This is a genomic window from Saprospira grandis str. Lewin (assembly GCF_000250635.1).
In the GTDB taxonomy this organism is placed as follows: Bacteria; Bacteroidota; Bacteroidia; order Chitinophagales; family Saprospiraceae; genus Saprospira; species Saprospira grandis.
This window is the reverse complement of the sequence record NC_016940.1, coordinates 3,217,880-3,236,420: the sequence shown is the minus strand read 5'-3', so window position 1 is coordinate 3,236,420 and position 18,541 is coordinate 3,217,880. Positions and strand designations below refer to the sequence as shown.

16 protein-coding genes are annotated in these 18,541 nt (G+C 48.0%); 10 read left to right on the top strand and 6 right to left on the bottom strand.

Annotated features, from left to right (window positions below; all coding sequences use genetic code 11):
* Window positions 1-490 precede the first annotated feature (490 nt).
* The 6 genes from SGRA_RS14270 (at window position 491) to SGRA_RS14245 (ending at window position 7,978) form a co-directional block, all read left to right on the top strand.
* On the top strand, window positions 491-1,438 hold the full coding sequence (locus SGRA_RS14270) for a hypothetical protein (RefSeq protein ID WP_015693466.1): 948 nt from the start codon (window positions 491-493) through the stop codon (window positions 1,436-1,438).
* Window positions 1,439-1,504: 66 nt separating this feature from the next.
* Window positions 1,505-2,845 (top strand): SWIM zinc finger family protein, encoded by a 1,341-nt coding sequence (locus tag SGRA_RS14265; protein WP_015693465.1) that lies wholly within the window; start codon window positions 1,505-1,507, stop codon window positions 2,843-2,845.
* A gap of 5 nt (window positions 2,846-2,850) precedes the next feature.
* Window positions 2,851-4,380 (top strand): DUF5691 domain-containing protein, encoded by a 1,530-nt coding sequence (locus SGRA_RS14260; protein ID WP_015693464.1) that lies wholly within the window; start codon window positions 2,851-2,853, stop codon window positions 4,378-4,380.
* Between the two features lie 183 nt (window positions 4,381-4,563).
* Window positions 4,564-5,664 carry an ATP-binding protein gene (locus tag SGRA_RS14255; protein ID WP_015693463.1) on the top strand — a complete coding sequence of 367 codons (1,101 nt, stop codon included), beginning with the start codon at window positions 4,564-4,566 and terminating at the stop codon, window positions 5,662-5,664.
* 45 nt (window positions 5,665-5,709) lie between these two features.
* A complete protein-coding gene (locus SGRA_RS14250; protein WP_015693462.1) occupies window positions 5,710-6,294 on the top strand; it encodes a 3'-5' exonuclease in 585 nt (194 codons plus the stop codon).
* A gap of 211 nt (window positions 6,295-6,505) precedes the next feature.
* Window positions 6,506-7,978 carry a hypothetical protein gene (locus SGRA_RS14245; protein WP_015693460.1) on the top strand — a complete coding sequence of 491 codons (1,473 nt, stop codon included), beginning with the start codon at window positions 6,506-6,508 and terminating at the stop codon, window positions 7,976-7,978.
* A 682-nt stretch (window positions 7,979-8,660) separates the two neighbouring features.
* Here SGRA_RS14245 and SGRA_RS14240 read toward each other — a convergent pair.
* The 6 genes from SGRA_RS14240 to SGRA_RS14215 all read right to left on the bottom strand — a co-directional run bounded on the left by SGRA_RS14240 (window position 8,661) and on the right by SGRA_RS14215 (window position 14,546).
* Complete coding sequence (locus SGRA_RS14240; RefSeq protein ID WP_015691783.1) at window positions 8,661-9,857, bottom strand: IS256 family transposase; 1,197 nt, start codon at window positions 9,855-9,857, stop codon at window positions 8,661-8,663.
* Window positions 9,858-10,267: 410 nt separating this feature from the next.
* Window positions 10,268-11,218: a hypothetical protein gene (locus SGRA_RS14235; protein ID WP_015693458.1), complete on the bottom strand. Its 951-nt coding sequence runs from the start codon at window positions 11,216-11,218 to the stop codon at window positions 10,268-10,270.
* Window positions 11,219-11,230: 12 nt separating this feature from the next.
* Window positions 11,231-11,758, bottom strand: a complete 528-nt coding sequence (locus SGRA_RS14230; protein ID WP_015693457.1) for a hypothetical protein — start codon at window positions 11,756-11,758, stop codon at window positions 11,231-11,233.
* Entirely contained in the window at window positions 11,758-13,101 is a 1,344-nt protein-coding gene (locus tag SGRA_RS14225) for a flavin monoamine oxidase family protein (protein ID WP_015693456.1), read from the bottom strand. Before SGRA_RS14225 ends, SGRA_RS14230 begins: the two co-directional genes overlap by 1 nt.
* Window positions 13,102-13,626 (bottom strand): dihydroneopterin aldolase, encoded by a 525-nt coding sequence (gene folB, locus SGRA_RS14220; protein ID WP_015693455.1) that lies wholly within the window; start codon window positions 13,624-13,626, stop codon window positions 13,102-13,104. It lies immediately after the preceding gene.
* Window positions 13,627-13,889: 263 nt separating this feature from the next.
* Window positions 13,890-14,546, bottom strand: a complete 657-nt coding sequence (locus SGRA_RS14215) for an NUDIX hydrolase (protein WP_015693454.1) — start codon at window positions 14,544-14,546, stop codon at window positions 13,890-13,892.
* Window positions 14,547-14,679: 133 nt separating this feature from the next.
* On the opposite strand from SGRA_RS14215, the gene SGRA_RS14210 reads away from it, so the two are divergent.
* From SGRA_RS14210 to SGRA_RS14195, 4 genes are all read left to right on the top strand, one after another.
* Window positions 14,680-15,207 carry a dihydrofolate reductase gene (locus tag SGRA_RS14210; RefSeq protein WP_015693453.1) on the top strand — a complete coding sequence of 176 codons (528 nt, stop codon included), beginning with the start codon at window positions 14,680-14,682 and terminating at the stop codon, window positions 15,205-15,207.
* A gap of 262 nt (window positions 15,208-15,469) precedes the next feature.
* Window positions 15,470-16,498, top strand: a complete 1,029-nt coding sequence (locus SGRA_RS14205) for an ion transporter (RefSeq protein WP_041329676.1) — start codon at window positions 15,470-15,472, stop codon at window positions 16,496-16,498.
* 161 nt (window positions 16,499-16,659) lie between these two features.
* Entirely contained in the window at window positions 16,660-17,400 is a 741-nt protein-coding gene (locus tag SGRA_RS14200; RefSeq protein ID WP_041329937.1) for an electron transfer flavoprotein subunit beta/FixA family protein, read from the top strand.
* 33 nt (window positions 17,401-17,433) lie between these two features.
* The gene (locus SGRA_RS14195) at window positions 17,434-18,393 is read left to right on the top strand and encodes an electron transfer flavoprotein subunit alpha/FixB family protein (protein WP_015693450.1); all 960 of its coding nucleotides are present in this window, start codon (window positions 17,434-17,436) and stop codon (window positions 18,391-18,393) included.
* Window positions 18,394-18,541: the final 148 nt, after the last annotated feature.

The window sequence follows — 18,541 nt, the reverse complement described above, 5'->3', positions numbered from 1 at the left end:
TCTGCGCTTCGACCATTCTTTGATAAAAATTTTAAGCTAGTCAAGGCATTTTTTAAAGGCATAGCCCTCGCTATGGCCGCAAAAAATAACGATGAATAGCAAGAAATTAAATCAAAGGATAGAAGAGACAGGACTTCTATTTGGCTTTTGCCTGCGGCGGCTGCGCCGCCTGCAAAACGCAAGCTCATCTTATCTGGATGGCCTTGCGTTTTTTTGTACCTTTGGACCAAAGGGCGCAAAGCGCCCGCCAAGGAGCGAAGCGACTCGGCTGAGGGATGGAAAGTGGGGCGGCGAAGCCGCAGACCAAACTGCCAAAGGCAGTGCAGGGCCGAGCAGACCTGCAAGCCACGACAGAGCCCGACCCGACCGATAATTCATGAGGGTTTCAACCCTCATTTTATATAGCTTCGCAAAGCGATACCGCTTTGCGCTGGGTTTTAACCCAGCGGAAGGGGCAGCCCCCAAAAACAGAAAAAATTAGTTGAAGAATATGAAAAAGATTTATTTCAGTTGTTGTTTCCTTTTGCTTAGCCTTTGGGCCAAGGCACAATACTATGAAGTCTATAAAGGGATTTTGGGTGGCGAACCCATGGAGCTTATTTGGACCGAAAAGGCCGATGGGCAACTAGAAGCCTATTATATAGATATTAACCGCAGACAACGCTTCCCCTTAATTGGCGAATATCATCAGGAAGGGCAATATTGGTCCTTTGAAAGCCAGGAAAGCCCCCAAAGTTGGCGACTATTTTTGCGGGCACGCTGGGGCCAAAAAGGCCGCCTAGACGGCATCTACTACCGAGAAGATAAGTTGCGTAGCTTTGCCGATATGCGACAACAAAATGCCAGCAAACGCAATCCCGAACAACTCATCGAGGCCGTTAATGGCATTTATCGCGACTTTTTGGCCCAAAATAACCTCCCCCAACGACAAAAGGAATTGCCCTTTACCCAAGACGAACAAACAGGCATTTATTTTCTGGCCGAAAATGAGCCCACTCCACTCCCCTCTGGCCTTAGTTTAGCCGGCCGAGAAATGCAGCGCTACCAAGCCATGCAGGTCTTTTTTGACGACTTTTCGGGAGATGGCAAAAAGCTCAGCCTCTACTTTCAAGTGCTAACCTATTACCCCAATATGCAACTGATGGTCTGGGCCGAAGAACAAAACGAAAATGGCCAAACGCTCACCCTAGGCGTTTATCAGCAAAATCGCAGAAATTGGGAGCTGACCAAAGATGTTTTGCAAGAAAAAAGCTGGGCCGAATTGGCCGAACGGCTCCCCAAAGGGGCCAAAATTAGCAAGCAGGGCGCATTTTACCAGTTGGAATTGGGCCAAAATCCCTTGCAAATTGACCTAGGCACCCCTTTAAGTAGCTTTTACGATAAAAAGAAACCCCTCTTCCGCCTCTTTTGGGAAAAAGGCCATTTGCTGATTCGCTAGGCCAAGACCTTCCATTCTTCACTGCTATTTTGTACATTTAAAGCCCAAAAATATTCTCTTTTGCCCATGAATTGGACGCCCTCAGAAATTTCTGCCCTTGCCCCAGATGTAGCTACCGAAAATCGTGCACGTCGACTTGCCCAGGCCCCAAAATGGGAGTCCCTGGGCCGCTATGAAGATTGTATCTGGGGCTATTGCAAAGGAGCCGGCATCGGCAGTATGGCCTATGAAGTTAAGATCTACCTCAAAGGGCCAGAACTGCTTTGCAACTGCGCCCAAAGACAAGTACATTGCAAACACGCCCTAGCCCTGCTCTTCCTTTTTACCGAATCTGCCCCGCTTTTTCGGCAAAAAACGCCCCCAAAAAATATCCTCCATTGGTATCTGCAGCAGCAACCCCAAACGGCCAAAACAAGCCCCGCTGCAGCGCTGGACCAAAAAGAGCTAGAAAAAAAGCGCTTGGCCAAAGCCAAGCGCCAAGCCAAAAAACTAGCCCAAATGGAAGCCGGCATGGAAGAACTAGAACAATGGCTACAAGATTTCAGCCGACAGGGATTTGCCCAATTGCCCGTCCAAGACAAAAGCTTTTGGGAACAGCTGGCCCAAAAAATGACCGATGCAAAAATGAGCCGCCTGGCTTATGCCCTGCGAGAAACCGCCCAACTCCTTCCCTTTCAAAGCAACTGGATGGATTTTCTGGGCCAGAAAATTGGCGAGCTGCAACTGCTGCTGCAAAGCTTTAAGCAAAGAGAGAAGCTCTCGCCCCTACAGCTAGAAGATTTACTGGATGCCCTGGGCCGAGTGCAGCGCAAAAAAGATATTGTGGCCCAAAACGCCCCCATTGAAGATCAGTGGCTAGTCTTGGCCCAACTAGAAGAAATTGATGCAGAAGGCCGAAATATGCGCAGAGTTTGGCTGCAAGGCCTGCAAACAGGCAAAAACGCCCTACTCATTGATTATAGCTTTGGTAGCCGTGGGTTTGAGCAAAACTACTTTTTGGGCCAGCTCTTAAGCGCAAAACTCTACTATTATCCCAGTGCCTACCCCCAAAGAGCTATCTTGCAAGAGCAGCAGCAAAGCGCTCAAAAAGGCCCCTTCCAAATTCGGATGGCCGAAAACTGGCAGGAAGCCCAAACAGAATACGCCCAAGCCCTAGGGAAAAACCCCTGGCTCAATTACCAATTGTTCTTGGTCCAAAACCTTCGCTTAGAACAGCAGGCCGATGAACGTTTTATCCTTTTGGACCAAAATGGGCAATTTCTTCCCTTTCAGACCAAAATAGAGCAGAGCCTCTGGCGCATCTTGGCCTATGCCGCCGAAGCCGACATTCATCTGATTGGCGAATGGCAAAACGGCCAATTCCGTCCCCTTTCTATCTTTAAACAAGGTCAACCTCAAGCGCTTTAAGTTTTATGCAAAGCTGGAACCTCATCATCAAACAACTTTTATTGGGCAGCGCCCAAGCGGGCCCCTTACCCAAAGAAAGCCAGCTCCAATTGGAGCATTGGCAACTGCAGCAGATTGGCCAAGAACAACTAGAGCTCCAATATTTGCAGGCTTTGGCGGCCCAATCGCTCTTTAAGAAAGCAGAGCTGCCCCTGGGCCAACTGCCCGAAGAAGCCCAAAAAACCAAGAAAATTCAGGATGAGCAGCAGGCCGCACCCCAAAAAGCCAGCTGGATGCTGCAACAAATCCTTAGCCGCAGACAAGAAGAACTCTTGCCCGCCTGGATCGATTTGGCCCATAGCCAAAACTGGCGAGTGGCGCCCGATAATTTAGCCGATATCTTAACCTTTGGCAGCCGCCACAAAGAATTGCGGCCCGCTATTATTTCTGTTTTGGGACAAACGGGCCGCTATTTAGCCCAGTTCAAAAGAAGTTGGTCCTATGCCGCCATCAAAGAATTGCAGGAAGAAGAATTGGCCCAAGCCGACTTCTCTAGCCTGCTCTTTTGGCTACAGCAAGAGCGACGCTTGGACCCCGCCAATGCCCTAAAAGTGATTCAGCAGTATTGGAAAGAATGGAGCAAAAAACAGCGTCTAGAAGTGCTCGAACTGCTGCATATTGAGCTCTCTAAGGCTGATGAAGCCTTTCTGGAGGAGGTCCAAAACGACCGCCGCCAAGAGATCAGGCAAGCCGCTGTAGAGCTTTTATTGCTTTTGCCCAATACCGCCCTCGAAAAGCGAATGCAAACCGCCCTCGAACAACTGATTCAGTATGATGGAGAACTACTAAAGGTAGCCGCTCCCGAAAAACTGAGTACCCAGCTCAAAAAAGATGGCATTCGGGAGCATTACCAAGCCTTTAGCGAAGGGAAAAACAGCAATTGGCTGGCGCAAATGATCGCCTCGGTAGCGCCCAGTTATTGGGCCAAAAACTGGGAACTTTCGCCTATGGCTTGCCTGCAGTTGGCCCTAAACTCTGACTATCGGCAGGCTTTGATTTGGGGCTGGAGCAAGGCCGCCCACCGCCTCAAAGATTTAGATTGGCTGATGGCCTTTCATCAGCTCTTTATGCAAAATGAACCTAAAGGGAAACAAGCCCTTTTCTTTTCCCTAGAATTTCTGTATTATGATTTGCCCAGTTCATTTTTTAATGAATTGGCCATGGCTTACCTTCGGGCCTCGGGCAAAAGAAGCATAGATGATGAAGATCCTATTATGCAGTTGCTTTTGCAAGAGGGCCAAAGCTGGGAGGCCGAATTGGGCCGGCAGGTTTTAGAGGCCATGAAAATCAGTTTGGCCCAGGGCTTTTCCGTTTTTCAGTGGAACCACAAAACCCTGCTCAAACGAGCGGCCTTTGCCCTAGACGAAAGTCTGTTTGAGGACAAAGAACTACTTAATGACTGGCCTCAACTGGATTATTCCTGGCAAAAGGAATTGGACCAATTTAGCGCCCAAATCTCTTTCCGTAAAGAACTGGCCCAACTCAAGGCCCTTTAGGGACTTGCAGCGGACAGGCGGCGAAGCCGCCGCAGGCCTAGCGATGTGGAGCAGTGGCCGTAGGCCAGACCAAGGCGCCCCGCGCCGCAGGGCCGAGCAGACTTGCGAGCTGCGAAACGTAGCGCCCGCCGAAGGCGGGAGGCCCCAAAAAAATAGCTTGACGATTATCTAATACAATACTATATGGCTAAGCGAAAAAAGGCAGCAGAACAATTGTTGCGCCCTCATGCCGAGGTGCTTTATGCAGAGGAACTCAAGGCCCTCAAAAAAATGGATAGCTACCCCAAACCCCATAATTGGGCGCTTTCGCCTTGGGCGGTGGTGCAGTTTGTTATGGGCGGAAGCTTGGAAGATGGGACCGAAATTGAGCCCAAATATTTTGGCAACCGCCGCTTGATTGAGCTGGCCGTAGCCACCCTAGCCACCGACCGCGCCCTGCTGTTGATGGGGGTGCCCGGTACGGCAAAATCATGGGTCAGCGAGAATATTGCCGCGGCCATTAGCGGCAGCTCGACCTATTTGGTGCAGGGCACGGCCGGCCTTGGCGAAGAGGCCATGCGCTATAGCTGGAACTATGCGCAATTGTTGGCCAAAGGCCCATCTGCAGAGGCTTTGGTGCCCTCTCCCCTGCTGCGGGCGATGCAAGATGGGGCCATTGCCCGACTAGAAGAATTGACCCGTGTGCCCGCCGATGTGCAAGATACCCTCATTACGATGCTGTCGGAGAAATTACTGCCGATTCCCGAACTCAACACCGAAGTTCAGGCCCAAAAAGGCTTTAACCTGATTGCCACGGCCAACGACCGTGACAAGGGCGTCAATGAACTTTCTTCGGCCCTCAAACGCCGCTTTAATACCGTCGTTTTGCCCCTGCCCGCTTCTTTGGAAGAGGAGGTCAAGATTGTCAAAATGCGAGTAGAAAAGCTGGGCGCCGCCCTAGAGATTCCCGCCAAAATGGCCCCACTCAAAGAGATTGAGCGCCTAGTGACGATTTTTAGAGAACTGCGTTCGGGCGTGACCCAAGATGGCCGTCAGAAAATCAAGCAGCCCAGCTCTACCCTCAGTACCGCCGAGGCGATTTCGGTGGTCAATAATGGCCAAGCCCTAGCCGCTCATTTTGGCGATGGCGAACTGCGGGCCAGAGATTTGGCCTCTAGCCTGATTGGTGCGGTGGTCAAAGACCCCAGCCAAGACCAAGAAGCCTGGCAAGAATATGTAGAAACGGTGGTCAAAGAGCGGAAAGAATGGGCCGATTTATACCGCGCCTTTAAAGAACTAAGCTAAACTACCTCATTTGGGCCATAAAACGGCCCCAATAAACTCATTAACATGCAATACCCCGTCAAGATCTCTAAAGCAGAGGTCAACGAACTCCCCCTCTGGCATTTTGAGGGCGAAATTATTACCATAGAAACCGAAGAGCAGCTAGAAGAGGCCCTTTTGGCCCTCAATCAATGCAAAATTTTGGGCTTTGATACCGAGAGTAAACCCTCTTTTCGCAAGGGCGAATATCATCCCGTTTCGCTCATCCAATTGGCCATGCCCGATAAGGTTTTTCTGATTCGCAACCTCAAATCTGGCTTTAGCGATGGCCTCAAGGCCCTCTTCGAGAACCCCAAAATTGTCAAGGCAGGCCCCGCTCTCCGAGACGACATCCGTGATTTGCAGCGGCTGCGGCCCTTTAAAGCCAAGGGCTTTAAGGACATTGCCGATATTGCCAAGGCCAACGGCATTCAGCAAATGGGGGCCCGCAATCTTACGGCGATTTTTCTGGGCAAACGGATTTCGAAATCCCAACAGACCTCGAACTGGGAGCGAGAGCCCCTCAGCCAAGCCCAAAACTTTTATGCCGCCACAGATGCCTATTTGGGCCTAAAAATTTATACCTTATTCCAGAAATTGGGCTGGACCTAAAACAAGATGCAGCAGTCTATTTTTCTAGGCTGCTGTTTTTTTAGGGGCTTGCCCGCCCTGCGGGCGGGCCGGGCTGTGCCGCGGCTCGCAGGTCTGCTCGGCCCTGCAGTTTTTTCGCTGCGCTCAAAAAACTTTGGTCTGCCGCTTCGCGGCACCGCTATCCATCCCTAAGCCGGCGGCTTCGCCGCCTCGGAACGCAAATATTGGAGCCATGTCATACGAACAAAAAGAAGTCAATCTTCGCCTAGAAAAATACTTGCTCAAAAGCAACCAACAATTTACCCTAGAGGATGCTGCCGCTAGTACGGGTATGCCTATTATTGAGAGCGAGTCGGCTATTCGAGAGCTGATGCAACGCTACGATTGCAAGCTCAAAGTGACCGAAAATGGCGATTTAATCTATGATTTTACGGGCCTGCACCGCCGTACAGAAAAAAGCTTTGGCGAACGCCTAGCAGAGTTTGCCGATTGGTTCTGGAAAGGCTTCAAGATCTTCTATAGAATTGTCACGGCCGTTTTTCTCCTCATTTATTTTGTGCTTTTTGTGGTCATCCTGATTGCTTTGATTGTCGGTCTCTTATCGCAAGGGGGCAACTCAGATAATGATAGTAAATCGGGGGGAATAGGCAAGCTCTTTTTGGTCCTTTTTCGAGTTTTTATCTCCATTTTTGAGTGGAGTACCATTTTGGGCTATGATTATACCTACCGCAGCCGCGACGACTATGGTTATCCCTATAAACATTATGTAGAGAAGCCTGGCCAATTGGCCAAGTTGCGTAAAAATCGCAAAAGCTCTAAGGAGGAAAAAGGCTTTGTGGCCTCTGTTTATGACTTTATTTTTGGACCAGTTCGCTATCAGCCAGATCCCTATGCTAACCATAAAGAAGTGGCCAGTTTTCTAAAAGAAAACAAGGGCTTGGTTTCTACTGCAGAGCTACAGGCTTTGGCCGGTTGGCGCAGAGATGAGGCCGAAAACTTTATGACAGAGCTTTTGGGCCGTTATGATGGCCAAGCCAAGATTTCGGAGCGTTCTGCGGTCCTTTATGGCGACTTTAGCCAGCTAAACCGCTCGGCCAACCGCCCCGATGAGGCCCCTATTATCTATTATTGGGATGAATACGAGCCCGAATATGAACTTACGGGCAATAAAACTGGACGAAATTGGGCCATTGTGGGCATGAATAGCTTGAACTTGGTTTTTTCGCTCTTCTTTTTGGCCCAGCCTAACTTTTTTGCCGAATTTGATATTCCCATTGCGAACGGTCCCTTTTTGGCCCAAGTCGTTTTGGGGGCGATTCCCTTTACTTATTCCCTGCTCTTCTTTTTGATTCCCGCTTTTCGCTACTTTAGGCTCTTGCCCCTCAAGCGAAAGCAGCGGCAAGAAAATGCCCGCAAACGATTGATGAAAGTGATCTTTCAGCATGTTCGTGTTCCTATTAGTCTAAAGATGCTGACCCAGGTAGCCAACGACCAAGCCCAAACCGAGGAGAAGCTCAAGGAGGAGCAGGTAGAAGCCCTGATGCAGGAAGTGATTCATGACTTAGGGGGAGAGTCGAGCTTAAATTCTCAAAACCAACTGGTCTATCGCTTTGATCGCCTGAAGGAAGAGGTAGAGGAAATGAGCCGTTTGCGCCAAGAGCATCGAGGAGATGATAGCCTGGGCAAGATTGTTTTTGAGTCTTAGGGCTTAAAAATTGGTATAGCCAAAGATGCGCTTTGGACAGGAGGCGCTTTTGGTCCAAAAAAAAGGAAGCCTAGAGGAAGGTCTCATTAAGGGCGCAAAACTTGAGTTTTGCGCCTTTTTTTGGTCCAAAAATTAGTTGGCCGCTATATTTCGATTCTAAGCGGCTATAGTTAAACTATAGTAGGGGGAGTCCAGAAAAAAAAGATAGAACCTTAGAGATACGCCCGGAGGAGTTTGTAAATTGCAGATTAGCTCTGAACAACTGTATAGAGCTGTTTTGCAGTTGCAGATTAGCTCTGGGGAATCCCCAGAGCTGTTTTGCAGTTGCAGATTGCCTCTGAACGACTGTATAGGGCCGTTTTGCAGTTGCAGATTAGCTCTGAACAACTGTATAGAGCTGTTTTGCAGTTGCAGATTAGCTCCAGGGATTCCCCAGAGCTGTTTTGCAGTTGCAGATTGCCTCTGAACGACTGTATAGGACCGTTTTGCAACTGCAGATGAAGGCTGGCGCAAGGCCAGGCTTGTTGCTGGGCTGCAGCTGGGCGCTAGACGGTTGTTTTTTAATCCTGGGAGTTGAGGGCCTAGGAGATGGGGTTGTTTCTTTGTAAAAACCGGGACTGTTCAGGATTTTGTGTATCAGAATAAAATTTGGTCATAGAGACTAGGAGGCGAGTGGTAAAATTTAGATGACTCTGTCAGGGAAACAGACACAAAGCTGGCTGAAAACTTTGGTCCAACCAGCTCGTTTGACCTTCCATCGTTTTTGAATTTGCATGGCGGCTAAATAGATAGATTTTATAGCCGCAGCATCATTTGGAAATGAGCGTTTGTTATTGGTATATTTTCTCAGGCCAGCATTAAAGCCTTCAATAATATTTGTGGTATAAATAAGCTTTCTGATTTCTTGAGGATAGTATAAAAAGACAGTGAGATTGTCCCAGTTTTTCTCCCAAGATTTAATGATGTAAGGATAGCGATCACCCCATTTTTCTTCAAAATCTTGAAGCCGATTTCTGGCCTCAGCTTCATTAGGAGCTGTATAAATGAGCTTAATATCTTTGGCCACTTTTCTTCTATTAGAGGCTTCAACAACCTTCATAGAATTGCGAATTTGATGGACCACACAAATTTGATGAGCTGCCTGAGGAAAGACGGCCTCAACGCTTTGGTCCAAGCCAGCTAGATTGTCTGAGCAGATAAATAAAACATCCTTTACCCCTCTTGTTTTAATGTCATTCAAAGTTGTGGCCCAATTTGCAGCAGTCTCTTTTTCAAAGAGATACATGCCAATAATGTCTTGATAGCCTGCTAAATTAACCCCAAGTACAATCATGCAAACCTTGCTTTTAATCTGCCCATCCTCTCTAATTTTATAGTGAATCCCATCAATCCAAAGAATCGCATACTTCTCATCAAGAACCCGATTTTGCCACTCTCGAATACTATCTAAGAGGCTATTAGTAATGGTTGTAATTTGACTCTTAGAGTACTGCTGACCATAAATTTCATCCATATACTCTACTATATCAGACAGGCTCATACCTTTAGCATACAATAGTGTAATCACACTCTCCAGCTTAGCCGTCATCGATTTGTGTTTGGGGACTGTTACAGGGTCAAATTTACCCTCTCGATCTCTTGGTATTTCTATTTGTAATTTGCCACTTTCCGTCTTGATCTTCTTTGAAGAATGGCCATTTCTGCGATTTTCTCCTTGGACTTCTTCGCCACGAGCATACCCTAAATGCGCTGACATTTCTCCTTCTAACAAACTTTGAATTCCTCGTTTTTTGAGGTCATCTGTTAGCTTGTCTAGCTCCTCAATGTTCTTCACATCTCCTAGTAGGCGGTTTAATAACTCTTCTTGTTTCTTGTCCATAGCGGTACTTTTTTTCTAAGTAATTAAATTGATATTAAACCTCCTAATCTTTACCCCTTTTTTAACCCATACACAAAATTTTAAACAGTCTCTAAAAAACCCCGCCAACAGTACCCCTGAGGGATTCCTTAGGGACTCCCGAGGAGGGGCGGGTGGGCGGGGTCGTGAAAACGAATGAGGAGCGCAGCGACGAATACCGCTTTTCTGCGAAGGCCCGAAGGGCCGCTGAGGGCCCAGCGCTGCGGAGCGGGTGGCCCGAAGGGCCAGACCAAAGGCAGGCAAAGCCTGCCTGCAGGGCCGAGCGAGCAGCGAGCCCCGAAGCATAGCGGCGGCCGCCCCTACTCAAAAGGGCGGCCGCGGGCCCAAAAAAAAACTCCCCAACAGTAAACTGTTGAGGAGATTTTGGCGCCTTACTTTTGTAATTCTAGTAAAAGCTTATGCTTATAATCCTTACTCTTCTCGAAATCATCGGGGTTCAGGAGGATATGCTCCGTAAACTTTCGTTTCTTAAAGTCGGCAGTCATATTAGAGAGCTGGCTATAATCATTTTTGGAGAGATAAGGCTCCTTATTGGGCCAAACGACAAAACTAGGCTCTGCATATTTGGTAAAAGGATACTTTTGCAACTTCTCAATCGCCTCGGTAATGGCTGGACCAAAATAATAGCCCTCAGGCAAGGCTTTGTCGCCTAGAGCTTGCCGCAGCAGAATCTCCGCCAAAGACTCTTGGCTCTGGATATTGAGGGTCAAGAAAAAGCTATTGACATGCGGTAGCTTTTGGACCTTTTCGGCATTGAAATTTTCTTGCAGATAAGTCATATGCTCCATGGGATCGCCCCCATTAAAATGGACCACAATTGTTTCGGAAAAGCGGAGCATCGTTTTGAGGTAATAGGTTTTTACGCCCTTATGATAAGTATAAGGGACCTCCTCTACCTCTAGGCGCTCCTCCATGAGGTCGGCAGGATGCTCGGCGGTAATAAAATTGCGAGTAATCGTTTTGAAACTGGGGTGCGACATACGCACTTTAAAGGCTGTATTATGCGGCAAATAGATGCCCCATTCATCTCCTTTGGGATCATAGTAGGCAATATAGGTATTGCCTAAATCGGTACCTCGATTTCGGATATCATAGACCGTAAACTCTACCTTCAGCTTAGCACGGGCCTCTTTATAGCCAATTGCTCTTTGGGCCCTGTATGCTGGTTTTTCGAGTCGGATAATGAGGTGCGTCATCCCCTCTTCCGACTTATTGGAGAGGATGCGTTCTCTGGGCTTTTTATCTTTGGGCGGCAAGAGGCCTTGGGCAAAGCTAGGCGAAATAAAGAGGGCCAAAAGGCCAATTAAGGCGAGTTTTCTCATAGTGGCTAAGATTTATTGGGCGCTAAAAATGGGCTGTAGTTCTTGCTTTATTTGGTAGAGATACATAATCTGCTGGCTACATTCTGGGCCAAATTCGGGCTGCAGTTCGTTCCAAAGCATCAGGCGGTCCATAGCGGTTTGCAGATAGGGCCAAAGGCTTCGGGGCAGCTCGCCTTCAAGGACCAAAGGGGCCAAGCAGGCCGCCAGAAGATAACTATCGGTAGAGAGAATTTCTAACTCATCGCGAAAGCGGCGATCGGCAATTTGCGTTTCTAGCTTTTTTCGGTTGAGCAAATGAGGACCATATTGGGCCAGATTCAGCTTTCTCCTTTTGCTCATCCAATCGCTAACAAACTCTAGGGGATCTGCTTGGGGCGCTGTTTCTCGCCAAAGCAAATAAGCTTTTAGGCTTTGGTAGCCCTCCATGGCCCCAAAAGGTGCTAGTTGGTCGCGGCTATCCCAGAAAAAATCGCCTTTAAATAAGGCCTGGGCTTTGGGGTGAGCCAAAGATTTTTGAATTCCTCTATAGGTCGTTTTCATTAAGATACATTTAGGTCCATCAAGATTTGTAGGGCGGCCTCATAACCTGTTTCAAAGGCCCCATGAAGGCTTTGGATATGCCCCTTAGGGTGGCAGGCTTCGCCAGCAAAATACAATTTATAATCGATCGGAGCTTGTAGTTCGGCTCTATCGCCGGGCTGCTCACTATTGGAGGGATAAGAATAGGCGCCCCAGATGTGCTCCTCTTGGCTCCAGTCCTGCCAATAATATTTTTCAAAATGGCTGCTGGCCGCCCCCACATAAAGGCTATCTAATTCGGCTAAAATGGCTCGGCTAGCGAGCTCTTGGCCCATATTTCGTAGAATTTCGGCCTTTTCGCCAAAGGCCCAGGCGCAAAGGATAGCATCCTTGCCCGACTTATAGGCCTGCGTATCAATATAACTGCTGGCCATTTTGGCCCCAATAATATCGCCGCTCCAAAATAGGCGATTAAATTTAAAGAAGATTTTCAGGCCATCGCCCATTTTCAATCGCTGAATTGCTGCAGTTTTGGCGCTAGGCAAACTGGGCGCAAAGCTAATGCTCTCCTTTTGCAAAACAGGCAGGGGAACGGTCAGTAGCAGCTTATCCACCACAATCGTTTGATCTTGAGTAAAGACCTTAATCTGCGCCCCACTATAATCAATATGTTTTACGACTTGGCCCAACTGCAAATATGGGCGGAGCGGACGGATCAGCGACTCATCAATAAGATCATAGAGCGAGGGCTCTGCCTTAAAGTCCAGATCGCCAGAAGACCATTGTCTATTGATTTTGGCTAGGGCTTCTATACCCAACTCCTTGGCCGAGCAGCCCCATTCGCCAGCCCAATACTCCAGCAAAGGATAAAGCGCCTGATCAATGCCATTTTGCTCGGCCCAATCCAATAAATTGCCTTTAATGGGCGCTTCTTCATAGCCCAACTCATTGAGTCGCTCGAGCAAAACCTCTGCGCCGGGATAATCCTCTAGGGCCCGCAACTGCTGTTTGTAAGGCACAAACTCCTCCCCTTCATCTTCTACAATTTGGTTTTGGTACTGGCCATCTAACCAGCGGAAAAGCGTAGAGCGCTGCCCATGCAGCCATTCCGCGCCTAGTTCTAGCGGCATATCGGCCCAGTTTCGGAGATTGGCCAAGCGGCCAGCGGGACGCTTTTTAGCCTCTACAATAATGGGCCGTAAGCCCTGCTGCTTAAGCATATAGGCCGCCGTCAGGCCAGCCAAACCAGCCCCAACAATAAGGACCTGTCCCTGAAAATAGGGGCTCGTACTCAGCTCCCAAAGGCGGGGACTGAGTGCTTGAAAAACGGGGGCTAAAAAACGATTGGCGGGAGAGCTAGACATCTAATCTTTATTTTTAATCAGGTGGGGTTGAATACAATTTGCACAAATATTGGGGCCATGATTTCGGATGAGGGTGGCCTTGGTTTCGGGATAAATCAAACCATGTTTTTCCCAACATTCGCCAGCTTCATGCTGCAAAAAGCTTTTGCCACATTTGCCACATTTGACCACAAAATTTTGCCGCAGCTCAACAAAAGTGCGGCTAACGGGACCACCCAGGGGTGGGTCCAACTTAGAAAGGCGCAGCTCAATATCGGCCGCCTTACTCAAAATAGAGCGCAATCGGTCCATAATCCGCTGGGCCAGATGTTCAATCATCTTGGAGGGCTTGGCCATTTCTACCTTAGCCGCCCGATAAATGGTTTCATAATTCACGGTATCGCCCAATTCATCGGTTTTGCCCACCTTGCCCGTAGCCGTTTCCACATACACATCTAGGCGATAGCGGCCGCCCATTTTGCGTTCTTCCTCATAAAATCCGTGATAGGCATAAAACTCCATGCCCTCAATTCCAATTCTTCCCATAGCGTTAAGCTGCTGTATTTATTTCTGCTGTTGTTGATTCAATTTATTTTTGGGGCCTCCGCCTCCCTTCGGTCGTCGGCGCTACGTTTCAGGGCTCGCTCTCTGCTCGGCCCTGCAGCCGCCTTTGGCGGCTTTGGTCTGCGGCTTCGCCGCCCCCTTACACATCGCTAGGCCATTGGGCCCCGCCTTCTAAAAGTAAGATATTTTTCCATAAAAAAAGGGCTGTCGGTTATCGACAGCCCTTTTTTGGGGGGTTAATTTCTTCAGGCGGCTTCTTGGGCCAAGGCCTTACAAAGGGCCACAAACTCACTGAGCATCATAGCAGTGGCGCCCCAAACCGTTTTTCCGCAAAGGTCAAAATACGGCATATTGGGCAAAATGCGGCCATTATAGGTTTGAATATCCTTAGATTTTCGGTTCGTAGAATCGAGCAATTCGGCCAAAGGGATTTCGATAATCTCTTCCACTTCTTCGGCATCGGGGACAAAATGGGGTCGTTCTTCTAGGTAGCCCACAAAGGGATAAACCAAATAATTACTCACGGGAATATAGAGTGGAGTCATAGGGCCTAAGAGCTCTACAGTTTCGGCCAAAACGCCAAACTCCTCTTCGGTTTCTCGGAGGGCGGCGGCGGCGGGGCCGGCATCAAAGACCTCTAGTCCCCCACCAGGAAAACTAATTTGCTTGCTATGGGGATAAGGCGAAGCGGGCCGTTGCATTAGCGCCGTATGCCATTCTCCTTTGTGCATATACAGCAAAAGCAAAGTAGCCGCTTCTTTATATTTTTTGGGCAATTTGAAGCGCGACTCTTGGTCTGCTCTTCGGGCGAGGGCTTGGCCCATCATTTCTTTTTGTGCGGCTTGTCCGGGTAATTTTTGAGCGATTTCTGCCTGCAGATGGCGAATAAATTTTGCTTTCATTGTTCTTTTTTTTGGGGACCGCATTTCAACTAGTCCCTAACTCTACTTTTTTTTACTTAACTTAAACTTTTGCCAACTTGTTCCTTGTAACAATAGTTACGAACTTCTTTTATTTTGCTAACAAACATTTGCTATGATTATATCTGCTATTGTGGCTTGCAACCAAAACCGAGCCATTGGCAAGGGCAATAAAATGCCTTGGTATTTGCCGGCTGATTTGCGTTACTTTAAGGCCACCACCCTAGGGCATCCCATCATTATGGGCCGAAAAACCTTTGTTTCTTTGGGGCGGCCCTTGCCCAAGCGGCGCAACATCGTATTGAGCCGACAAAAGAAATACGGTGCAGAAGGCATAGAGGTTTTTCCTTCTCTTTGGGAGAGTTTGAAAACCCTAAAAAAGGAGGGCTGCGAAGAAGTATTTATTATTGGCGGGGGGCAAATTTATCGGCAGGCGCTTCCTTTTTGCCATAAACTTTATTTGACAGAAGTAGAAATTGACTTACAGGGGGCCGATACCTTTTTTCCTGAACTCAAGGCAGAAGACTGGACCCTATTGAGCGAGCAGGCGCATGAGAAGGACCAAAAAAATTTGTATAATTATACCTTTAAGGTCTTGGAGCAAAACAACAGAAGAAGCTTGCTCAAGGGCTTGGCCGACTAGTGGATCCAGAAGGCGCGCAGCGCCTGGCTGAGGGATGGAAAGGGGGGGCCGAAGGCCAGACCGAACAAAACGAGCGCTAGCGAAGTTTTGTGAAGGGCCGAGCAGACCTGCGAGCCCCGACACAGCCCGACCCGAGCAATCATTCATGAGGGTTTTAACCCTCATTTTGTATAAGCTCGCAAAGCGATGCCGCTTTGCGCTGGGTTTCAACCCTGCGGAAGGGGCAGCCCCAAATCATAAAAAAGAAGCAGCAGAAAAGAATATGAGTACAGCAGAGCAGCGAGAACAAATAGCCCATCGGCAGGCGATATTACTGGACCTATTGATGTTAATTTTGGTCGTTTTGGACTTGAGTTGGATTGCCTTTGATCAAATTTTTGGCATCAAGCTCATTCGGGAACAACTCTTTGATGCTTTTTTGCCTCAATTTAGCAGTTGGTACTTTGAGGAAGTGCATCAGAGTTTTTTGCTTTATGAGTCGACGATATTCGGGACCTTTTTTATTGTAGAAATTAGTTTGCGTTGGGTTTGGGCCATTTGGAAAAAGCGTTATGCCAAATGGTTTTTCTACCCCATTGTGCATTGGTATGATGTCTTGGGTTGTATTCCCTTGAGTTCTTTTCGGGTCTTGCGTTTTTTGCGGGTCATTGCATTATTGTATAGTTTGCACAAATGGAAATTCATCAATTTGTACAACTACAGCCTATTTCGTTTAGTCATTCATTACTATAACATTGCGGTAGAGGAGATTTCTGATCGGGTAGCGATTTCTTTATTGGAAGAGGCCAAAATTGAGATTCGGCGGGGGACGCCCTTGTCCAAAGCCTTGGCCCAGGATGTATTTCGGCCCAAGCATGCGGAGCTAACTGACTGGGCGGCTGGGCATATTCAGGCGGGCTTGCAACTGCATTATCATCGGCATCGCTATGAAATACAGGCCTACTTAAAAGATATTATTGAGGAAATCACGCATGGGAACAAAGAGCTCAAGCAGCTGCAGAAGATTCCCGTTTTGGGCAAATCTATACAGCAGGATGTAGAGCAGGCCGTCTCGAGCATTACCTTTGGGGTGATCGACCGCTTGACCACCGACCTAGCCAACAAAGAGCATTTGGTGGTTTTGGAAACCACCGTGGCCGCTGTTTTGGAGGTTATTTTTCAGATGAGCGAGCACAGCAAAGGCGAAAAAGATAATTTGGCCAATGATTTAGTCATAGAAAGTGTAGACCTCATCATCAACCGCATACGCAAAAAGCGTTGGCAAGAGGTAGAAGCCAGCTGGAAGGCCTGAATTTACTATAGTTTGGCCCATAGTTCAGTGAACAAAAAAAGTAGTTTAGCATTATAATTTTCAGCTTCAACTCTCTATATTTGGCGAAGCTCGAAAAAGCAAAAAAAAATTTGGCCAGCCCGCTGGCCAACAATTATCATATAATTTCAATTCTAACGTCTATGAAGTTATTAGTGTGTGTTAGCCAGACACCTGATACCACTGCCAAGATTAAATTTACGGCAGATAACAGCCAATTTGACAAAAATGGTGTACAGTTTATTATGAACCCCTACGATGAGTGGTATGCCCTTGTGCGCGCCCTCGAGCTCAAGGAGCAAGTAGGTGGAACCGTTACCCTTTTGCATGTTGGTCCCAAAGAAAATGAAGCGGTGATCCGCAAAGGACTTGCTATTGGTGCAGACAATGCCGTGCGCATTGATGCCGAAGCCAAGTCTTCGCTTTTTGTTGCCAAACAAATTGCAGAATATGCCAAAGCAGAAGGTTTTGACCTTCTTTTCTTTGGTAAAGAAACCATTGACTACAACGGTTCTGAAGTACCTGCTATGGTATCTGAATACCTCGACCTCCCCTTCGTATCTTATGGTATCGAAATGAGCGTAGAGGGAACTACTGCTACTGTTCAGCGCGATATTGAAGGCGGTAAAGAAGTACTTACTGTAGATACTCCATTTGTATTGAGCTGCGCCAAAGGAATGGCCGAACAACGCATCCCCAACATGCGCGGTATCATGATGGCCAAGCGTAAGCCCATCAAAGTGGTTCCCGCTGTAGAAGCTGCTGTAGGTGCCGAATTGGTGAGCTATGCCTACCCGCCCGAAAAAGGCGATGTTAAACTTATTGATGCAGACAATATGGACGAACTCGTTCAACTTTTGCACAATGAGGCCAAAGTCATCTAATTTTTCCTTGACCAAAAATTATCTCAATATATTATGGCTGTATTAGTATTTGCCGAAAGCCTAACAGGCAGTATCAAGAAAATTGCCCAAGAGGCCGTAGCCTACGGTTATCAGGCTGCCCAAGCTATGGGTACAGAATGTATCGCCCTTACAATTGGCCAAGCCGATGGCGCTGGCGATTTGGGCCTTTATGGCGCTGCTAAAGTGTACAATGTAGACGCTAGCAACGATTTTGACGCTCAGGTTTATGCCAGCATTTTGGGCCAAGCGGCCGATAAATTTGGCGCTGACCTTATCGTTTTTGCTCACTCTTCTTCTGGAAAGTCTTTGGCCGGCCGCCTAGCTGCTCGCTTCGATGCCGCTTTGGTGACCGCCGCAACTAGCATTCCTACTGTGGCCGATGGCGGTTTGCATATCAGCAAAGGGGTATTCTCTGGTAAAGCTTTTGCCACTTATGCCCTCAAAACAGACAAAAAAGTAGTGACTATCGCCGGAAATACGTTCCGACCCACTGAGGTAGGCGCTGCTGTTGCTGTTGAATCAGTAAGCGTAGATGCCGCTACTGGCCGCATTACGGTAAAAGAATTGAACACCGTCACTGGTGCCGTTCCTTTGCCCGAAGCCGAATTGGTGGTTTCTGCTGGCCGCGGTATGAAAGGTCCCGAAAACTGGGGAATCATCGAGGAACTAGCTGGTACACTTGGTGCCGCTACCGCTTGCTCTCGCCCAGTGGCCGATGTACACTGGCGCCCACACCATGAGCATGTAGGCCAAACTGGGGTGGCTATCCGTCCCACGCTTTACATTGCTATCGGTATTTCTGGAGCAATTCAACACTTGGCTGGGGTGAACCAATCTAAGGTGATCGTTGTGATCAACAAAGATCCAGAAGCACCTTTCTTTAAAGCTGCTGATTATGGCGTTGTTGGCGACCTCTTCGATGTGGTGCCCAAACTCAATGCCGCTCTCGCTAAATTTAAGGCCAATAACTAAGCCTTTACTTTAGCCAATAAAAAAAACCTAGTTGCTATGCAACTAGGTTTTTTTTTGCCCCTAAGGGAAAATGGGTCCAAAAAAAAAAGAGCGGGCGACCTCCTCAGGCCTCCCGCTTCTGCCAAAATACATTAACCTAACTAACTAT

Bases quoted from the DNA above. Each gene is read 5' to 3' on its own strand.
- SGRA_RS14270 (WP_015693466.1), top strand. From the start codon at position 491: ATGAAAAAGATTTATTTCAGTTGTTGTTTCCTTTTGCTTAGCCTTTGG.
- SGRA_RS14265 (WP_015693465.1), top strand. From the start codon at position 1,505: ATGAATTGGACGCCCTCAGAAATTTCTGCCCTTGCCCCAGATGTAGCT.
- SGRA_RS14260 (WP_015693464.1), top strand. From the start codon at position 2,851: ATGCAAAGCTGGAACCTCATCATCAAACAACTTTTATTGGGCAGCGCC.
- SGRA_RS14255 (WP_015693463.1), top strand. From the start codon at position 4,564: ATGGCTAAGCGAAAAAAGGCAGCAGAACAATTGTTGCGCCCTCATGCC.
- SGRA_RS14250 (WP_015693462.1), top strand. From the start codon at position 5,710: ATGCAATACCCCGTCAAGATCTCTAAAGCAGAGGTCAACGAACTCCCC.
- SGRA_RS14245 (WP_015693460.1), top strand. From the start codon at position 6,506: ATGTCATACGAACAAAAAGAAGTCAATCTTCGCCTAGAAAAATACTTG.
- SGRA_RS14240 (WP_015691783.1), bottom strand. From the start codon at position 9,857: ATGGACAAGAAACAAGAAGAGTTATTAAACCGCCTACTAGGAGATGTG.
- SGRA_RS14235 (WP_015693458.1), bottom strand. From the start codon at position 11,218: ATGAGAAAACTCGCCTTAATTGGCCTTTTGGCCCTCTTTATTTCGCCT.
- SGRA_RS14230 (WP_015693457.1), bottom strand. From the start codon at position 11,758: ATGAAAACGACCTATAGAGGAATTCAAAAATCTTTGGCTCACCCCAAA.
- SGRA_RS14225 (WP_015693456.1), bottom strand. From the start codon at position 13,101: ATGTCTAGCTCTCCCGCCAATCGTTTTTTAGCCCCCGTTTTTCAAGCA.
- folB (WP_015693455.1), bottom strand. From the start codon at position 13,626: ATGGGAAGAATTGGAATTGAGGGCATGGAGTTTTATGCCTATCACGGA.
- SGRA_RS14215 (WP_015693454.1), bottom strand. From the start codon at position 14,546: ATGAAAGCAAAATTTATTCGCCATCTGCAGGCAGAAATCGCTCAAAAA.
- SGRA_RS14210 (WP_015693453.1), top strand. From the start codon at position 14,680: ATGATTATATCTGCTATTGTGGCTTGCAACCAAAACCGAGCCATTGGC.
- SGRA_RS14205 (WP_041329676.1), top strand. From the start codon at position 15,470: ATGAGTACAGCAGAGCAGCGAGAACAAATAGCCCATCGGCAGGCGATA.
- SGRA_RS14200 (WP_041329937.1), top strand. From the start codon at position 16,660: ATGAAGTTATTAGTGTGTGTTAGCCAGACACCTGATACCACTGCCAAG.
- SGRA_RS14195 (WP_015693450.1), top strand. From the start codon at position 17,434: ATGGCTGTATTAGTATTTGCCGAAAGCCTAACAGGCAGTATCAAGAAA.